15 protein-coding genes and 2 tRNA genes are annotated in these 16617 nt (G+C 67.3%); 8 read left to right on the plus strand and 9 right to left on the minus strand.

Annotated elements, in window-relative coordinates; all coding sequences use genetic code 11:
* The first annotated feature begins 22 nt into the window (after positions 1–22).
* On the plus strand, positions 23–1714 hold the full coding sequence (locus AC1DTF_RS03385; protein ID WP_057169550.1) for a cation:proton antiporter: 1692 nt from the start codon (positions 23–25) through the stop codon (positions 1712–1714).
* A 90-nt stretch (positions 1715–1804) separates the two neighbouring features.
* Here AC1DTF_RS03385 and AC1DTF_RS03390 read toward each other — a convergent pair whose 3' ends face one another.
* A complete protein-coding gene (locus tag AC1DTF_RS03390) occupies positions 1805–2617 on the minus strand; it encodes a hypothetical protein (protein ID WP_057169551.1) in 813 nt (270 codons plus the stop codon).
* 111 nt (positions 2618–2728) lie between these two features.
* Here AC1DTF_RS03390 and AC1DTF_RS03395 point away from each other — a divergent pair, with 111 nt between their 5' ends.
* Positions 2729–3016: a hypothetical protein gene (locus AC1DTF_RS03395; protein WP_057169552.1), complete on the plus strand. Its 288-nt coding sequence runs from the start codon at positions 2729–2731 to the stop codon at positions 3014–3016.
* 60 nt (positions 3017–3076) lie between these two features.
* On the opposite strand, the gene AC1DTF_RS03400 is transcribed toward AC1DTF_RS03395, so the two are convergent.
* Positions 3077–3147 (minus strand) — tRNA-Gly (locus tag AC1DTF_RS03400).
* 129 nt (positions 3148–3276) lie between these two features.
* On the opposite strand from AC1DTF_RS03400, the gene AC1DTF_RS03405 reads away from it, so the two are divergent.
* The 4 genes from AC1DTF_RS03405 to AC1DTF_RS03420 all read left to right on the plus strand — a co-directional run bounded on the left by AC1DTF_RS03405 (position 3277) and on the right by AC1DTF_RS03420 (position 6222).
* Positions 3277–3350, plus strand: a tRNA-Pro gene (locus tag AC1DTF_RS03405).
* A gap of 41 nt (positions 3351–3391) precedes the next feature.
* Positions 3392–4882 (plus strand): trigger factor, encoded by a 1491-nt coding sequence (gene tig, locus AC1DTF_RS03410; RefSeq protein ID WP_477473032.1) that lies wholly within the window; start codon positions 3392–3394, stop codon positions 4880–4882.
* A gap of 117 nt (positions 4883–4999) precedes the next feature.
* The gene (locus AC1DTF_RS03415; RefSeq protein WP_057169554.1) at positions 5000–5599 is read left to right on the plus strand and encodes an ATP-dependent Clp protease proteolytic subunit; all 600 of its coding nucleotides are present in this window, start codon (positions 5000–5002) and stop codon (positions 5597–5599) included.
* A 5-nt stretch (positions 5600–5604) separates the two neighbouring features.
* A complete protein-coding gene (locus AC1DTF_RS03420) occupies positions 5605–6222 on the plus strand; it encodes an ATP-dependent Clp protease proteolytic subunit (protein ID WP_477473033.1) in 618 nt (205 codons plus the stop codon).
* A gap of 59 nt (positions 6223–6281) precedes the next feature.
* Here AC1DTF_RS03420 and AC1DTF_RS03425 read toward each other — a convergent pair whose 3' ends face one another.
* A complete protein-coding gene (locus AC1DTF_RS03425; protein ID WP_477473034.1) occupies positions 6282–7220 on the minus strand; it encodes a hypothetical protein in 939 nt (312 codons plus the stop codon).
* 257 nt (positions 7221–7477) lie between these two features.
* On the opposite strand from AC1DTF_RS03425, the gene AC1DTF_RS03430 reads away from it, so the two are divergent.
* On the plus strand, positions 7478–7636 hold the full coding sequence (locus AC1DTF_RS03430) for a hypothetical protein (RefSeq protein ID WP_200962243.1): 159 nt from the start codon (positions 7478–7480) through the stop codon (positions 7634–7636).
* Between the two features lie 4 nt (positions 7637–7640).
* Here the strand turns inward: AC1DTF_RS03430 and AC1DTF_RS03435 are convergent, their stop codons facing one another.
* From AC1DTF_RS03435 to AC1DTF_RS03445, 3 genes are read right to left on the minus strand one after another with little or no spacing between them, the layout of a single operon-like run.
* Entirely contained in the window at positions 7641–8012 is a 372-nt protein-coding gene (locus tag AC1DTF_RS03435) for a DsrE family protein (RefSeq protein WP_057169557.1), read from the minus strand.
* 60 nt (positions 8013–8072) lie between these two features.
* Positions 8073–9626: an HD domain-containing phosphohydrolase gene (locus AC1DTF_RS03440; protein WP_477473035.1), complete on the minus strand. Its 1554-nt coding sequence runs from the start codon at positions 9624–9626 to the stop codon at positions 8073–8075.
* A gap of 7 nt (positions 9627–9633) precedes the next feature.
* On the minus strand, positions 9634–10350 hold the full coding sequence (locus tag AC1DTF_RS03445) for a hypothetical protein (RefSeq protein WP_477473036.1): 717 nt from the start codon (positions 10348–10350) through the stop codon (positions 9634–9636).
* Positions 10351–10696: 346 nt separating this feature from the next.
* Between AC1DTF_RS03445 and clpX the strand changes: the two genes are divergently transcribed.
* Positions 10697–11977 (plus strand): ATP-dependent Clp protease ATP-binding subunit ClpX, encoded by a 1281-nt coding sequence (gene clpX, locus AC1DTF_RS03450; RefSeq protein ID WP_057169558.1) that lies wholly within the window; start codon positions 10697–10699, stop codon positions 11975–11977.
* Positions 11978–12035: 58 nt separating this feature from the next.
* Here clpX and AC1DTF_RS03455 read toward each other — a convergent pair whose 3' ends face one another.
* Genes AC1DTF_RS03455 through AC1DTF_RS03465 form a run of 3 tightly spaced genes read right to left on the minus strand, consistent with a single transcriptional unit; the run spans position 12036 to position 16553 of the window.
* Positions 12036–13343, minus strand: coding sequence for a glycosyltransferase (locus AC1DTF_RS03455; RefSeq protein WP_477473037.1), 1308 nt, complete (start codon positions 13341–13343; stop codon positions 12036–12038).
* Positions 13344–13387: 44 nt separating this feature from the next.
* On the minus strand, positions 13388–14239 hold the full coding sequence (gene fdhD / locus AC1DTF_RS03460; protein ID WP_057169560.1) for a formate dehydrogenase accessory sulfurtransferase FdhD: 852 nt from the start codon (positions 14237–14239) through the stop codon (positions 13388–13390).
* Positions 14232–16553: an FdhF/YdeP family oxidoreductase gene (locus tag AC1DTF_RS03465; protein WP_477473038.1), complete on the minus strand. Its 2322-nt coding sequence runs from the start codon at positions 16551–16553 to the stop codon at positions 14232–14234. The genes fdhD and AC1DTF_RS03465 overlap by 8 nt, the downstream gene beginning before the upstream one ends.
* Positions 16554–16617: the final 64 nt, after the last annotated feature.

Raw genomic sequence — 16617 nt, forward strand, 5'->3', positions numbered from 1 at the left:
TCGACCAGGGAGAATCTTCGGAGTGGAACTCATTCTCGTCGTCGTCGGAGCCATCGTGGTGACCGCCATCGCGCATCGGCGGGGGCTGGAGCCCGCGCTGATCATCGTGGTGGTCGGCATCGCGGTCTCGTTCATGCCGGATTTCGAACCGCCGGAACTGGACTCGCACATCCTGCTGACGGTGGTCCTTCCGCCGCTGCTGTACTCGGCGGCGCTGAACTTCTCGTTCCCGACCTTCCTGCGCAACATCCGGCCCATCCTCGGCCTCGGTGTCGGACTCGTCGTGGTGAGCGCGTTCACCGTGGCGCTGGTGTCCTCCTGGCTGGTGGTGGTGCCGCTGACGTTCGCGACCGCGCTGGTGCTCGGGGCCATCGTGGCACCGCCGGACGCGGTCACCGCCGTCGCGGTCGGCCGCAAACTGGGGCTGCCCAAGAAGGTGATGGCCATCCTGACGGGGGAGAGCCTGATCAACGACGCGGCCGCACTGACGTTGTTCAGCATCGCGGTGGCGCAGGTCGCCGGCAGCCACACCTTCATCGCCAACCCGTTCCTGCTCTTCACCTACAGCGCGCTGCTCGGTCCGGTGGTGGGCGCCGTGCTGGGCTACATCACGCTGTGGATCCGCAAGCGGCTGGCCAACCCGGGCCTGGAGACGGTGCAGGGGCTGGTGGTCCCGTTCGCGGCCTTCATCTTGGCCGAGGAGATCCACGCCTCGGGTGTGCTGGCGGTGGTGGTCGCCGGATTCGTGGTCGGCAACGGGACCCTGTCGGCGGGCTATCAGACCCGGCTGCAGGAGCGCTACGTCTGGAACTCGGTGGACGTGCTGCTGGAGGCGTTCGTGTTCGCCTACATCGGTCTGCACCTGCGCTTCGTGCTCGACGATCTGAACGCCGCACACGAATCGGTGATGGAGGTGCTGGTGGCCTCGACCCTCGTGCTGCTGATCGTGCTGTTCATCCGGCCGCTGTCGGTGCTGCTGATGTTCGGTCGCGGCAAGCTGTTCCGGCACGTCGAGGCGAGATGGAGTGTGCCGGTTCCCGACGGCGATGCCCGCGGCGGGCGGGGCCGCGCGTCGCGGCGCAGAGAGCCGGGCAAGTGGCGGACCAAAATCGACCGCCGCTCACTGTCCTGGCAGGAGAACGTGGTGGTGTCCTGGACCGGGATGCGCGGGGTCGTCACGCTGGCCGCCGCGGCCGCCATCCCGGTGACGACGGCGAGCGGGGAGCCGTTCCCGGAGCGGGCCACCATCCAGGCGATCGCGTTCGTGGTGGCGATCGGCACCCTGTTGATCCAGGGCTGGACGCTGCCACTGCTGATCAAACGGCTGCAGTTGTCCCGCTTCAACGATGACCACGACGCCGACCGGGCCGAGGAACTCAAGGCCGAACAGGTGGTGCACGACGCCGCCGATGAGGTGCTCGCGGAATTCCGGGCCAACCCGCCGGCCGGGATCAATCCCCAACTGGTCGCCGAGATCCGGGCCACCATCGCGCGGCACTCCCAGGATGTCGACGAGATGCCCGATCCGGAGGCGCCCACCAAGCGGGCCGAGGTGTTCTCCCGGGTTTATCGCTCGGTGCTGGCCGCCCAGCGGGCCGCGCTCATCGCCGAACGCGATGAGGGCCGAATCGAGGACGAGGCGGTACGGGCCATGCTGGAGCGCCTCGATCTGCAGGAGGCCGGCGTCAGCGCCCGGCTGGAGAGCCGGCTCTGAGGTCTGTTCGTCACCGAGGCTGACGTTTCCGCGGTCGCGAACTCATCCAGACCGCAAGAGCGTCAGTCTCGGAGGCAGCCGCCGGGTGACCTAGAAGTCGAACCCGCCGAAGTCGCCGCCACCGAAATCGCCACCGCCGAAGTCGCCACCGCCGTCCCAGCCGCCCTGCTCGGCTCCGCCGCCGTCCCAGCCACCCTGGTCGCCGCCACCGTCGCCGAGCTGGCCCTGGTCCATACCGTCCTGGAACCCGTCGCCGTAGCCGTTCTCGAACGCCTGGGCGTCATAACCGACGCCCGCCATCCCGCTGAACATGGTGCTGAACAGCAGCGCCGACCCGATACCCCAGGCGCCCGCGACGAGCGCCGGCTTCCACCACGGTTCGGAGTACCAGCCCGCGGGGACCGGACGTCCGGCGACGCGTCCACCGGGGTAGTAGTTCGGGGTGCGCTCCGAGGGTGTCGGGGAGGCTTCGATCTGGCGGCCCTCGAAGTCGACGCGCCGGTCCTCGGTGACATTGCCCGCAGTGCGTTGGCCCGCAAGGGATTCCAGTTCGGGTCCCGGGTCCATGCCCATCGCGGTGCGGGCGGCGCGCACGTAGTAGAGGCCCTCGATGGCGCTCTCCTTGGCCAGTAGGGCCTGCTTGGCCGTGGTGGCCTGATCGATCTGCGAGGAGGCCGCGGTGTACCGCTCGGAGGCGTCGGCCATCGCCTGCTTGGAGGCGTCGTCGTTGCCGTCCAGGTTGAGCACCTGGCCGCCGAGCCGCTCGATGACGCGGCGGGCGTCGGCCTGTGCGTCGGCCAGCGACTCGGCCGACTTCCGGCCGTTCGCCTGTGAGGAGTTGTAGACGACGAATGCGATCGCCGCGACGACCAAGATGATGAGGATGAGCAAGACGCCGTTCATGGCTCCCAGCGTACCGACAGGAAACGGTTCTCCCTGAGTGTGAACTCAGCTGCTGACGGTGGTGCCCATCGAGGCGTAAATTCAAGCTCAAGCAGGGTCGGGGTACCTCCGATGAAAGGCCTGCACGTGGTGATCAACATTCGTCATATCGCAATCGCAGGCGCGGCAGTAGTCGCGCCCTTCGCGATCGCGACAGGGGTTTCGGCGGGTACGGCCGGCGCCGCCGAGTGTGGGGTCGGGACCGTCTTTGATCCGCCGACCAACACCTGCGTGGCGGCTCCACTGCCGCCGCCGGGTCCGCTCCCGCCCCCGCCGCCGTGGAACGGCGATCCCACACCGGGATTCTCCATCGGGATCTGCGCACCGATCCCGTTCGTGTCGTTGTGCACGGGCATCTGAGTCAGGGCAGCGAAAAACGGCCCTACCAGCGTTTCCGCCGGTAGGGCCGTTTCTTTCGAGAGCGGGCGACGGGAATCGAACCCGCGTAGCTAGTTTGGAAGACTAGGGCTCTACCATTGAGCTACGCCCGCTTGCGGTGCATCGGAGACTGTACCGGCGAAGGCGCAATCAAATCCAATTGATTGCGTCACGTCTCGTGCCCGTAGTATCTCGCGTGGTCGGCGTACGTGCGTGCCGACCAGGCAGGCACGGATCAGGCACGGGGTGTAGCGCAGCTTGGTAGCGCATCCGCTTTGGGAGCGGAAGGCCGCAGGTTCAAATCCTGTCACCCCGACCGCACGAGTATCTCGAACCACACATACAAGGAGTAACGCAGTGAAGAGCACCGTCGAGAAGTTGAGCCCGACTCGGGTTCGGATCAACGTGGAGGTGCCCTTCACCGAGTTGGAGCCCGACTTCGATCGCGCGTTCAAGCAGATGGCCACCCAGGTCCGGCTGCCCGGCTTCCGTCCCGGCAAGGCCCCGCGCAAGCTGCTGGAAGCACGCATCGGCCGCGGCGCCGTCCTGGAGCAGGTCGTGAACGACGCGCTGCCCAGTCGCTACAGCGAGGCCGTCAGCGCCGCCGAACTGCAGCCCCTCGGCCAGCCCGAGATCGAGGTCACCAAGCTCGAGGACAACGAGGAACTGGTCTTCACCGCCGAGGTGGACATCCGTCCCGAGATCGACCTGCCCGACCTGAGCGCGCTGAAGATCTCCGTCGATCCGATCGAGGTCGGCGATGACGAGGTCGACACCGAGCTGCAGAACCTGCGCGCCCGCTTCGGCACCCTGACCGGCGTCGAGCGCCCCGCCGCCGAGGGCGACTTCGTCTCCATCGACCTGTCGGCCACCGTCGACGGCGAGGACGTGCCCGAGGCCGCCACCGAAGGCCTGTCCCACGAGATCGGCTCCGGCCAGCTCATCGAGGGCCTCGACGAGGCGATCGTCGGCCTCAAGGTCGACGAGAGCAAGACCTTCACCACCACCCTGGCCGCCGGCGAGCACGCCGGTAAAGAGGCCGAGGTCACCGTCACCGTGAAGTCGGTCAAGGAGCGCGAGCTGCCCGAGGCCGACGATGAGTTCGCGCAGCTGGCAAGCGAATTCGACACCATCGACGAGCTGAAGGAAAGCCTCGTCGAGCAGGTCCGTCGGGTCAAGCGCATCCAGCAGGCCGAGCAGATCCGCGACAAGGCGCTCGAGGTGCTGCTCGAGGACGTCGAGGTGCCACTGCCCGAGGCGATCGTCAAGGCCCAGGTCGACGACACCCTGCACAACGCGATCCACGGCCTCGACCACGACGAGGACAAGTTCAACGAGCAGCTGACCGAGCAGGGCAGCAGCCGTGAAGAGTTCGACGCCGACAACCAGAGCAACGCCGAGAAGGCCGTCAAAACGCAGCTGCTGATGGACGCCGTCGCCGACAAGCTGGACATCCAGGTCGGCCAGGAGGACCTGACCGAGCGTCTGGTGCTGATGTCGCGCCAGTACGGCATCGAGCCGCAGCAGCTGCTGCAGGTGCTGCAGCAGAACAACCAGCTGCCGGCCATGTTCGCCGATGTGCGCCGCGGCCTGACCATCGCCGCGGTGGTGCACAGCGCGACCGTCACCGACACCGACGGCAATGTCATCGACACTGCCGAGTTCTTCGGTCCGGCCGGTGGCGCCGAGGCTGAGGATGCCGCCGAGGCTCCGGCCGAGGTCGAGGCCGATGACGCCGACGCCGATGCCGACGACGACGCCGAGAAGAAGGCGAAGAAGGCGGAAAAGAAGGCCAAGAAGAAGGCCGAGAAGAAGGCCGAGGCCGACGACGCCGACAGCGCGGAGTGACGCCGCGCGCGTGACGCTGTGAGCGAAAGCGCGCGTTTCAGGGAGTGCACGATCGCGCCGGTTGGTTAGTGTTCGTGTGTACGTAGACGAGAAAGCAGGTATTCAGTCGTGACTGAGATGCGATCGGGCGCGTCGGGGCTCAACCTCATCGACTCGGTGTATGAGCGGTTGCTCGCCGAGCGCATCATCTTCCTGGGAACCCAGGTCGATGACGACATCGCCAACCGGCTGTGCGCGCAGATTCTGCTGCTGGCCGCCGAGGACCCCACCAAGGACATCCACCTCTACATCAACTCACCGGGTGGATCGGTGACCGCCGGCATGGCGATTTACGACACCATGGTGTTGGCGCCGTGCGATGTGGCCACCTACGCGATGGGTCTGGCCGCGTCGATGGGTCAGTTCCTGCTCGCCGCCGGCACCAGGGGCAAGCGGTACGCCTTGCCGCACGCGCGGATCATGATGCACCAGCCGTCGGCAGGTATCGGCGGTAGCGCTGCCGATATCGCCATCCAGGCCGAGCAGTTCGCGTTGACCAAGAAGGAAATGAACCGGCTCAACGCCGAGTTCACCGGTCAGACCCTGGAGCGGGTGGAAGCCGACGCGGATCGCGACCGCTGGTTCACCGCTCCGGCGGCGCTGGAATACGGTTTTGTCGACCACATCATCACGAGCGTCAGCGTCAACGGTGAGGGACCAGGAGCAGGAATCAAATGAACCCGATGCAATCGCGCTACATCTTGCCGTCGTTCATCGAGCACTCCAGCTTCGGCGTCAAGGAATCCAACCCGTACAACAAGCTGTTCGAGGAACGCATCATCTTCCTCGGTGTGCAGGTCGACGATGCCTCGGCCAACGACATCATGGCCCAGCTGCTGGTCCTTGAGTCGCTGGATCCCGACCGCGACATCACCATGTACATCAACTCGCCGGGTGGATCGTTCACCTCGCTGATGGCGATCTACGACACCATGCAGTACGTGCGTGCCGACATCCAGACCGTCTGCCTCGGGCAGGCCGCGTCGGCCGCCGCGGTGCTGCTGGCCGCCGGTACCCCGGGCAAGCGCCTGGCTCTGCCGAACGCGCGTGTGCTGATCCATCAGCCCGCCGTGGGCGGCRCCATCCAGGGGCAGGTCTCGGATCTGGAGATCCAGGCCGCCGAGATCGAGCGCATGCGCAGCCTGATGGACGCCACTCTGGCCCGCCACACCGGCAAGGATCCCGCGCAGGTCCGCAAGGACACCGACCGCGACAAGATCCTCACCGCCGCGGAAGCCAAGGAGTACGGGATCATCGACACGGTCCTGGCCTACCGGAAGCTCTCGGCGCAGAACGCGTAGTCACCTTTTACACACACTCGACCCCGGTTCGCCTTCGCGAGCCGGGGTCGAGTGCTGTGTCAGGTCTCGTCGGACGCCGGGGCGTCGTCCCCGTCGTTAGCCGGGTCTGAATCCCCGGACGGTGACGCCGGTGCCGGGTCCGCACCGGTCTCTTCCTCGTCATGCTGTGACGACGGATCAGAAGTCAGTTCGTGCTGGTCGACCTCGGCCTCAGGCTCGTCGGATAGCAGTTCGTCAGGATCGAATGCGGGTTCCGCACCCTCGGGCGCGGTGAGCACCGTCGTCTCCGGGTCGGTGATGGTCTCGAGCGGGTCGCCGACGCCGGGTGCTTCCGGCTCGTCAAAGGTCTGCACCTCGGTACGGTCCTGCTCGGTGTCGTTGCGCTCGTTCGTGCGGGCCGAATCGGCGGTACCGACAGGATCGGGGTCCGTCTGCTCCGGATCGACGAACGTGACTGCGGTGCGGAGCACAGGTGCAGGCCCGGCAAGGGTGCCGGCCGTGGCGGCTCCGCTCAACGTGGCAGGTAAGCCGACGATGCCGCCCAGGGCTGCCGCGATGGTTCCGATGACCGCACCGATCACCCCTTCGATCTGCGCGATCACCCCGTAAATGGCCGCGACAGCGATTCCGCCCACGAAGGTGATGGCCAGAATCGCGCCGCCCACGAGTGGTGTGAGCGCGGGAATTCTGACGAAGGGCGCCAGTAGCCCGACGACGCCGCGCAGGATCGTGGCAGCAATCTGGCCGACGCCGTTCGCGATCGGAGTGCCGCTGGCGGCCGACAGCAGGGGTACCGCCGCCGCGGCAATGTCTTGTGATGCCGAGGGTTTGGTGTCCGGGGTGAGCGGTTCGACGAGTGTCGCGAATCGATCGATCTGCTCGATGAGTTCAGGCACCGTCACGTCGAACGGTGTGGTCGACGCGGTGAGTTCGACCGCGGGCGCAGCGGTCGGCGGTGGGCTCGCCAGGACGGGTGCCGCGACGAGGGTCGACGCCACCAAGCATGTACACAACGCAGCGCCACCGGCACTGCGGACGGATCGCGCGGGCTGGATCATCGTCGTTCCTTCCCTGATGTGACGCTCGGAAACCGACATTGTCGGACGCGTCGATCAGGGTGAGGTGAGTAGGACGACACTCATATTTCAGTCGAGTGCGTCGTCGCCGCCAATATTGCCGCTCGCGTCAAAGCTGTCTCACCGAGACGGGGCCCGTGGGACTCTTGGTCCGTCGGGAAACTCCGAGGGAGACGACCATGACCAACAGACACCGCGCGATGGCTGGCGCGTGCATGTTCTCTGCCGGGCTGTTCATCCAGATCGCCGCGCCGGCGGTCAGCCTGGCCGACGAACCGGTGTGCCCAGGACCGGTGGGGCCCGGCCCGGTCGGGCCCGGGGGACTGGGACCGCGCTAGCCGATCAGTAGCTGAAGGTGGTGGCCCCGTCGCCGATCCACTCCCACAACTGCACGGTGCCACCGGGTTCTGCCCCGGCGATGAAGCTCTTCGAGTCCAGCTTCTTGGAGTCGATGCAGATGGGGCAGACCAGATATCGCCCACCAGCCTTCTCGTAGCGTTCGATCAACCCGGTCAGCGGCGGGCATCCGTCGCAGGCGGTGCCCACTGCGACACCCGGGACCACCAGCCGCACCGCCTCCTTGGTCAGGAACATCATTGTCGGGCGGCCGGATTCGGCCGCGCCGACCGCCATCAGGAAGGCGATGGTGACGCGTTCGGCGTCCTCCAGGCCGGTGGTCAGGCTGATCGCTGCCTTGTTCGTCGAATTGCTCATAACCTGATCGTCTACACCCGAGCGCTTACCCGCGTGGGGCGTTTGCCCCACTTCGCGAGGTCAGGCCTCGACCAGTCCGTGCCGCAACGCGTACATGCTGGCCCCGATGCGGTTGGAGGCACCGATCTTGGCGTACGTGCGCTCGACGTGATTACGCGCGGTCTTCTCGCTGATCACCAGCGCCGAAGCGATCTCTTTGTTCGACGCGCCGCGGGCCACCATCCGCAGCACGTCGACCTCGCGTGGGGTCAGTCCGTCCGGCCGCAGCGGCGCGCGCCGGGACCGGTGACCGGCGGCCTGCAGCACCGCCTCGACCGCGGTCGCGTCGAGCTCGCCGGCTGCCACCCGGTCGTGCAGCCGGCGCATCGCCGTCTGCGGCGTATGTTCGGGCCGGTAAGGCCTTGGCTCGCAAGCAGACTGATAGCTGACCGCGGCGGCCAGTATCCGGTCCGGAAGGCCGAGCGCCGAGCCGGGCAACCCCCGTGGGTACCCGGAGCCGTCCACGCATTCATGATGGTTACCGGCGATCTGGGCCACCTGCTGCAGGCCGGGCACCTGGCTGAGGATCCGCACCGTCAGATAGGGATGCAGGCGCACCCGCTCGAACTCGCCGGCGCTCAACGGTCCCGGCTTGGACCAGATCTGATTCGACACCCCGATCCGGCCCAGATCGTGGACGTGACCGGCGCGTCGGGTCAGCGCGATCGTGTCCGCGTCCAGGCCCGCCGCCGCGGCGCCATCACCGGCCAGTTGTGCCACCGCTCGCGAATGGCCAAGGGTGAAAGGGCATTTCAGATCCACGAAATCGCCGAGAGCTACCAGCATGGCGTCCAGCCCGTCGTCGTCGAGGCGTTCGTGACGGTCGGGCGCCTCGTGCAGCGCAGCCGTCCACACGTCTCCGGTCGTGGGCCCGGCCAGGATCGCGTCCGCGTCCCGCACAAACGCCTCGACCACCCGCGGGTCGAACTGTCCGCCGCGCCGGGTGGTGGCCAGCGCCACCGCGCGGGCCACCCCGCCGGTGCGGTGGTGTACCTCCACCAGATCGGCCAGTTGAGCGATCCGCATCTGGATCGGGATGGCATCCCCGCCCGCGCCGGCGGGCATGCCGCCGCCGTCGTACCGCTCGAAGGCGAAGGCCAGCGCGGCCTGCACCTCGGGTCCCAGCCCCATCCGGTCGGCGAGCAGCGCCGCGGAAGTGCAGTGCGAGTGGATCATTCGGGACAGTTGGCCGCGCGCATCGACGAACAACGCGGCCAGCACGTTCAGCCGCCGGGCCAGCGGTTCGCCCCTGGCGATGTTGTGCAGCAGGAACCGCAGAAACTCCCACCCCGTCGCCTCGACCTGGTAGGTGTCGTGGCGGACGGCGATGTCGTCGCCGAACCACCGTGCGTATTCATGCGAGTCGGCGTGACACCCGATCCACATGATCAGCGTCGTGTAGTAGACGGCGTCGCGCGACGGCCCGGTCAGGCCGAGACGATCGGCCAGCCTGGTCGCGATGAGCGCCGACCGCAGCATGTGTTCGCCGGGCTGGCCCAGACCGAGATCGACGGCCACCGACAGCGCAGCCAGCAGTTCGGCGCGGGTGGGTGTTTCGGCCGGCGGTGGGGCCATCGGCTGATTATGCGCTGCGGTGCACCGCGGGGTCATAGGTCTCGAAGTGCCCGGAGCCGACCACGAAGATGCCGCGCTGCGGCGGCCGGAAGTCGGCGAGTTCGGCCTGCCGGTGCAACGGGCCGGGCGCGCCGAGATCCACACCGCGCAGCGACGCACGCCCGGAGGCCAGCCACACCTGACGCGGAGCGATCATGAACTGCTGCCCGTTGGGGGCGGTGCCGGCCAGGTGGATCGTCCCCGCGCGCAGGACGGCGCCCGCAGCCGTACCGATGAGACCGAGCGCCGCGCGGCTGGTCCAGGTTCGCTCCGGCAGAGCCCGGCCGATGGCACTGATGGCGCGGGTCATCGGCGTGGCGCGGATATCGACGGTCCACTCCAGCAGTCCGTCGATCGTGACGAACAGGGTCCATGGGCTGACCCACGCGACGTCGATACCGCACTGGACCGCGTCCTCGGGGGTCGCCGCGCTGAAATAACGCGCACAACTCTGTTGGCCCGGAGTCGTGGCATAGAAGGTCCACGTGCCGGCCGGGTCGCGATGCCAGACGGACCGGTAGCCCGGGGAGAACGTGGTCGCGGGGAAGTGGCGCAGGGCCAGATAGTGGCCGCTGGCAAACGGGAAGCCCATGACGCCGAAACCGACGAAACGTTCGTCGTCGCCGGCGGGCAGGACGGGGTGATCGAGTACCGCGGTCGCGACCGCGAGCGGAGTGATTTTCATGGAGTTCACGCTGCCCGGCGGCACCGCCCCGCACATGGGGCGTCTGCCTCAAAATGCCGCCGTCGCCGTCTGAAACCGCCAGGTACTGTGGAAGCCGGTGTACATGGATCGGACCAGGTGCTTTAGACCGCAATCTCGTCACGACGACGACACGCCAGGGACACGGACCGCGTGCCGCCGGGTGGCAGGCCACCAGGAGAGATATGTTCTCCTGCACGCGAACAAATACCACCGACGCGATTCGGCCCTTCGGTCGCACCGTGACGGAACGAACGGGTAGCGTCGGGTTTACACCCGGGGCAACCCACATTTGAGTGACAGCGAACAGGAAGTAGGACCCCCCCACATGGCTCGCATCGGAGACGGCGGTGACCTGCTGAAGTGCTCATTCTGTGGGAAGAGCCAGAAGCAGGTCAAAAAGCTCATCGCGGGGCCTGGTGTCTACATCTGCGACGAGTGCATCGATCTGTGCAACGAGATCATCGAGGAGGAGCTGGCTGACGCTGATGACGTCAAGCTGGACGAACTCCCCAAGCCCGCCGAGATCCGCGAGTTCCTCGAAGGCTATGTGATCGGGCAGGACACCGCGAAGAAGACGCTCGCGGTCGCCGTCTACAACCATTACAAGCGCATCCAGGCCCAGGAAAAGAGCCGCGATTCGCGTGTCGAGCCTGTTGAGCTGGCCAAGTCCAACATCCTGATGCTCGGCCCGACCGGCTGTGGCAAGACCTACCTGGCCCAGACGCTGGCCAAGATGCTCAACGTTCCGTTCGCCATTGCCGATGCCACCGCGCTCACCGAGGCCGGCTATGTGGGCGAAGATGTCGAGAACATTCTGCTCAAGCTGATCCAGGCCGCCGACTACGACGTCAAGCGCGCCGAGACCGGCATCATCTACATCGACGAGGTYGACAAGATCGCCCGCAAGAGCGAGAACCCGTCGATCACCCGCGACGTTTCCGGTGAGGGCGTGCAGCAGGCGCTGCTCAAGATCCTGGAAGGTACCCAGGCGTCGGTGCCGCCGCAGGGTGGGCGCAAGCATCCGCACCAGGAGTTCATCCAGATCGACACCACGAACGTGCTGTTCATCGTGGCCGGTGCGTTCGCCGGCCTGGAACGCATCGTTTCGGACCGCGTCGGCAAACGGGGCCTGGGCTTCGGCGCCGAGGTGAAGTCCAAGGCCGAGATCGACACCCAGGACCACTTCGCCGAGGTCATGCCCGAGGATCTGATCAAGTTCGGTCTGATCCCTGAGTTCATCGGCCGTCTGCCGGTGGTCGCCTCGGTGACCAACCTGGACAAGGAGTCGCTGGTTCAGATCCTGTCGAAGCCGAAGAACGCCCTGGTCAAGCAGTACACCAGGTTGTTCGAGATGGACGGCGTCGAGCTGGAGTTGACGCCGGAGGCCCTGGACGCGATCGCCGATCAGGCCATCCATCGCGGCACCGGTGCCCGTGGCCTGCGCGCCATCATGGAAGAGGTCCTGCAGCCGGCGATGTACGACATCCCCAGCCGCGATGACGTCGCCAAGGTGGTCGTCACCAAGGAGACCGTGCAGGACAACGTGCTCCCGACGATCGTGCCCCGCAAGCCCCCGCGCAACGAGCGCCGCGACAAGACCGCATAGGTCACGCTTCAGATCGACGACATGGCTGTTCTCCCCCGCGGGAGGACAGCCATTTCGTCTATTTCGACGAGGTGAGCTGACGTCCGGCGATCACCTCGTCGAGCACAGCGGCGATCTCGGTGACGCCGTCGCGCTCGGCGTACGCGTCCTGCAGGCGGCGGGTGTTCTCGCGGTAGGTGACGTTGCCCAGGATGTCCAGGACAGCGCGCCGCACCTGGGCGGGGGTGGGGGTGCCGGTACGCAGATTGATTCCGGCGCCGAAATACTCGACGCGTGCGGCCACCTCCGGTTTGTCCTCGGTGTGGCCCGCGACCACCATCGGCACCCCATCGGACAGGGCGCGCTGCACGGCCCCGTAGCCGCCGTTGGTCACCATGACGTCCACCATGGGCAGCAGCACATCGTGCGGCAAGTACTCGGCGGCAAAGGTGTTGGACGGCAGTGGTATCCCGATCTGGGCGAGCGGTCGGCCGCCGGTGGTGACGATGACGGTGAGGTCCTCGCCGGCCAGTGCCTCGATGGTGGGTTCGATCAGCCGGCTCAGGTCGGCGTTGTCGACGGTGCCCTGCGTGACGTGCACGACGGGCCGTCCGCTGCGCAGCACATCCCACCACGGCGGTGCGGTGAAATCATCGTTGGGCAGCGGGCTGACCGCGCCGACGAACCGCACGTGGGCGGGCAGATCGCTGCGGTGGTACTCGAATTCGGGGATGGTCGGCACGATCACCCGGTCGGCGAGCACCCCGCAGTCCAGGATGAACACCGGCAGCGGCGGCAGTCCCAGTGCGGCGAGCATCCGGTTCGCCGCACGGTGTGCGGGTCGCAGCAACACGTTCTGGACGACTCCGGTGAGCAGACGGTTGCGCAGCCGTCCCAGGGCGCCGGGCATCGGGGCGATGCCGGGGCCGCCCGGCGCGGTATCCCTGCTCGTGAGGAACAGCGGGGTGGTGGTGTAGCTGAGGATGGGCGGACGTGCCACGGTGTCGTCGAGCAGCAGCGGTAGGGTGCCCAGGAAGAACGCATCGGTCAGGACGGCGTCATACTCGTTGTCCGCCAGCAGCTCCCGAAGCGCGTTGAACTGATGCGGGAGCGGACGCACGAAGACGTTCTCCACATCGAAGTTGATCCGCGCGATGCCGGAGGTCGCCGCGCGCCCCGGCAGCTCTGCGTCGAACGCCGAATCGTCGTAGTCGGCGGCCAGCGGCAACGGGCGTGGTTCGGCGCCGGTGGCACGGATCTTGTCGGCGTGCCGTGCGCTGGTGAGGACGGTGACGCTGTCACCGCGGGCGACCAGACCGCGTGCGACATTCAGCAGCGGGGCGATGTGTCCGACGGGCGGGCAGGAGGCGATCAGGATCTTCGGCATGCGGACGATGCTGGTTGATCAGCGGGTGTCCGCACTTGGAGGTTCTATGGAGAAAGCGTGGAGATTCGGGGTTGGTTCCGGACCCGGTCGGGCCGGGTGTAGATGTTCATCGAGTCGCCGCGCAGGAACGCCACCAGGGTCAGACCGGACTGGGCGGCCAGATCCACCGCCAGTGAGGACGGTGCGGAAACCGCCGCCAGCAGGGGGATGCCGGCCATCACCGCCTTCTGCGTCAGCTCGAACGATGCTCGGCCGCTGACCAGCAGCACGGTGCCGGTCAGTGGTACCCGGCCGGATTCCAGCGCCCAGCCGATGACCTTGTCGACGGCGTTGTGCCTGCCGATGTCCTCGCGCACCACCAGTGCGGTGCCACGCGCGTCGAACAGGGCGGCGCCGTGCAGGCCGCCGGTGGCCGCGAACACCTTCTGCCGGTCGCGCAGCTTATCGGGCAGCGCGGAGAGCATGTCGGCGTCCACGATGACGGGATCGTCGCCCGGCGCGTGCTTGCTGCTCAGCCGCACCGCGTCCAGCGAGGCCTTGCCGCACACCCCGCACGAGGAGGTCGTGTAGAAATTGCGGGTCACATCGACATCGGGTGCCGGGACACCCTGTGCCAGCGTCACATCGAGCACGTTGTAGGTGTTCAGGCCGTCCGGCCCGGCGCCGTTGCAGTACTGCACGGCGGCGATGTCCTCGCGCCGGGATACCAGTCCCTCGGTGAGCAGGAATCCCTGGGCCAGTTCGACATCGGATCCGGGGGTGCGCATCGTGACGGTCAGCGGCTTGCCGTTGACGCGGATCTCCAACGGTTCCTCCACGGCCAGCGTCTCTGGCCGGGCGACCGCGTCGGCGGCGGTCACATGCTGCACGCGGCGGCGCGCGGTCACCCTACCCATGTCGATCTCCCGTCGCTTCGCTCGCCCGGGCGACCGCTTCCAGCCGGATCACCACGGCCTTGGACACTGGCGTGTTCGACCGCGCCGCAACGTGATCCAACGGCACCAGCGGATTGGTCTCCGGGTAGTAGGCCGCGGCGTTGCCGGCCGGGGTGGCGTAGGCGACCACCCGGAAGTCCTTTGCCCGGCGTTCCTCGCCGCCGAACTCCGATATCAGGTCCACGCGGTCACCGTCTTTCAGCCCGAGCGCGGCGATATCGTCGGGGTTGACGAACACCACCCGGCGTCCGCCCTTGACGCCGCGGTAGCGGTCGTCGAGGCCGTAGATGGTGGTGTTGTACTGGTCGTGGCTGCGCAGGGTCTGCAGGATCAGCCGCCTTTCGGGCACCGGAACCCACTCCAGCGGGCACACCGAGAAATTGGCTTTACCGGTGGCGGTGTGGAATTCGCGGGAATCCCGGGGCGGGTGGGGGAGCTGGAATCCATCGGGCCGGCGCACCCGGATGTTGTAGTCGGTGCAGCCCGGCACCACGTCGGCGATGGCGTCGCGGATGCGGTCGTAGTCGGCGTTGAACGCCTCCCAGTCGACGGGGTGATCGGGGCCCAGCAAGGCACGGGCCAGCTGGCAGACGATGGCCACCTCGCTGCGCAGCTGATCGCTGGCCGGGGTCAGGCTGCCGCGGGACAGGTGCACCATGGACATCGAATCCTCCACCGACACCAACTGCTTGCCGGATGCCTGGATGTCGCGGTCGGTGCGGCCCAGGGTCGGCAGGATCAGCGCGGTCCTGCCGTGCACCAGATGGCTGCGATTGAGCTTCGTCGAGATCTGCACCGTGAGTGCGCAGTTGCGCAGCCCGGCCTCGGTGACCTCGGTGTCGGGGGTGGCCGAGACGAAGTTACCGCCCATCCCGATGAAGGTCCTGGCGTGCCCGTCGCGCATGGCCCGGATGGCGTCGACGGTGTCGTGGCCGTGCTTGCGGGGGCTGGTGATACCGAAACGCGAATCCAGTGCGGCCAGAAATTCTTCCGGCATCTTCTCCCAGATGCCCATGGTGCGGTCACCCTGCACATTGGAGTGACCGCGCACCGGGCACACCCCGGCACCCGGCTTGCCGATCATGCCGCGCATCAACAGCAGATTGGTGGCCTCGCCGATGGTGGCGACCGCGTGCCGGTGCTGGGTCAGGCCCATCGCCCAGCAGATCACCGTCCGCTCGGAGCGGATCAGGATGTCGGCGACGCGGCGCAGCTGACCCTCGTCGATGCCGGTCGCCTCGAGCGCGGTGTCCAGATCGACGGCGCGGGTCTGGCGTTCGTATTCGTCGAACCCCGCGCAGTGCGCGTCGACGAAGAGCCGGTCGACCACCGTGCCGGGCGCGCGGTCCTCGGCTTCGAACAGCAACCGGCCCAGCCCGGCGAACAGCGCCATGTCGCCGCCGATCCGGATCTGCACGAACTCGTCGGCGATCGGGATGCCGTCGCCGATCACGCCGTTCACCTTCTGCGGATCCTTGAACCGGATCAGCCCGGCCTCGGGCAGCGGGTTGACCGCGATGACGGTGGCGCCGTTGGCCTTCGCTTTCTCCAGCGTCGACAGCATGCGCGGATGGTTGGTGCCCGGGTTCTGCCCGGCGATCAGGATCACGTCGGCGTGCACCACATCGTCGACGGTCACCGAGCCCTTGCCGATACCGATGGAGTCGATGAGCGCGGTGCCCGAGGATTCGTGGCACATGTTCGAGCAGTCCGGCAGGTTATTGGTGCCGAAGCTGCGGACCAGCAGCTGGTACAGGAAGGCGGCCTCGTTGCTGGTGCGCCCGGAGGTGTAGAACAGCGCTTCGTCGGGGGAGGCCAGATCGTTGAGGTGATCGGCGATCAGCCGGTAGGCGCCGTCCCAGTCGATGGGTTCGTAGTGGGTGGCCCCGGGGCGCAGCACCATCGGGTGGGTGAGCCGGCCCTGCTGGGACAACCAGTACTCGGGCTTCTCGGACAGTTCCGCGACCGAGTGGCGGGCGAAGAAGTCGGTGGTGACTGTGCGCTTGGTGGCTTCCTCGGCGACCGCCTTCGCGCCGTTCTCGCAGAACTCGGCCAGCTTGCGGCCGCCGTGCTCTTCGGGCCAGGCGCAGCCCGGGCAGTCGAAGCCGTGCCGCTGATTCAGTCTCGCCAGCGTGGCGGCGGTGCGTACCGGACCCATCTCGGCGAGGCCGCGCCGCAAACTGACCAGGACCGCCTTGACCCCGGCCGCCTCGTGCTTCGCCCCGGTGACGGTGACATCGCGCTCGTCATAGCTCGCATCGACATCCTTGGTCATATTTTCCAGGCTAACCCTCGGCGGCCGACGAGAGCGCCAATCCGCGGCGGCCCATATTTGCCAT

This window comes from Mycobacterium sp. P4_H6 (assembly GCF_056400845.1).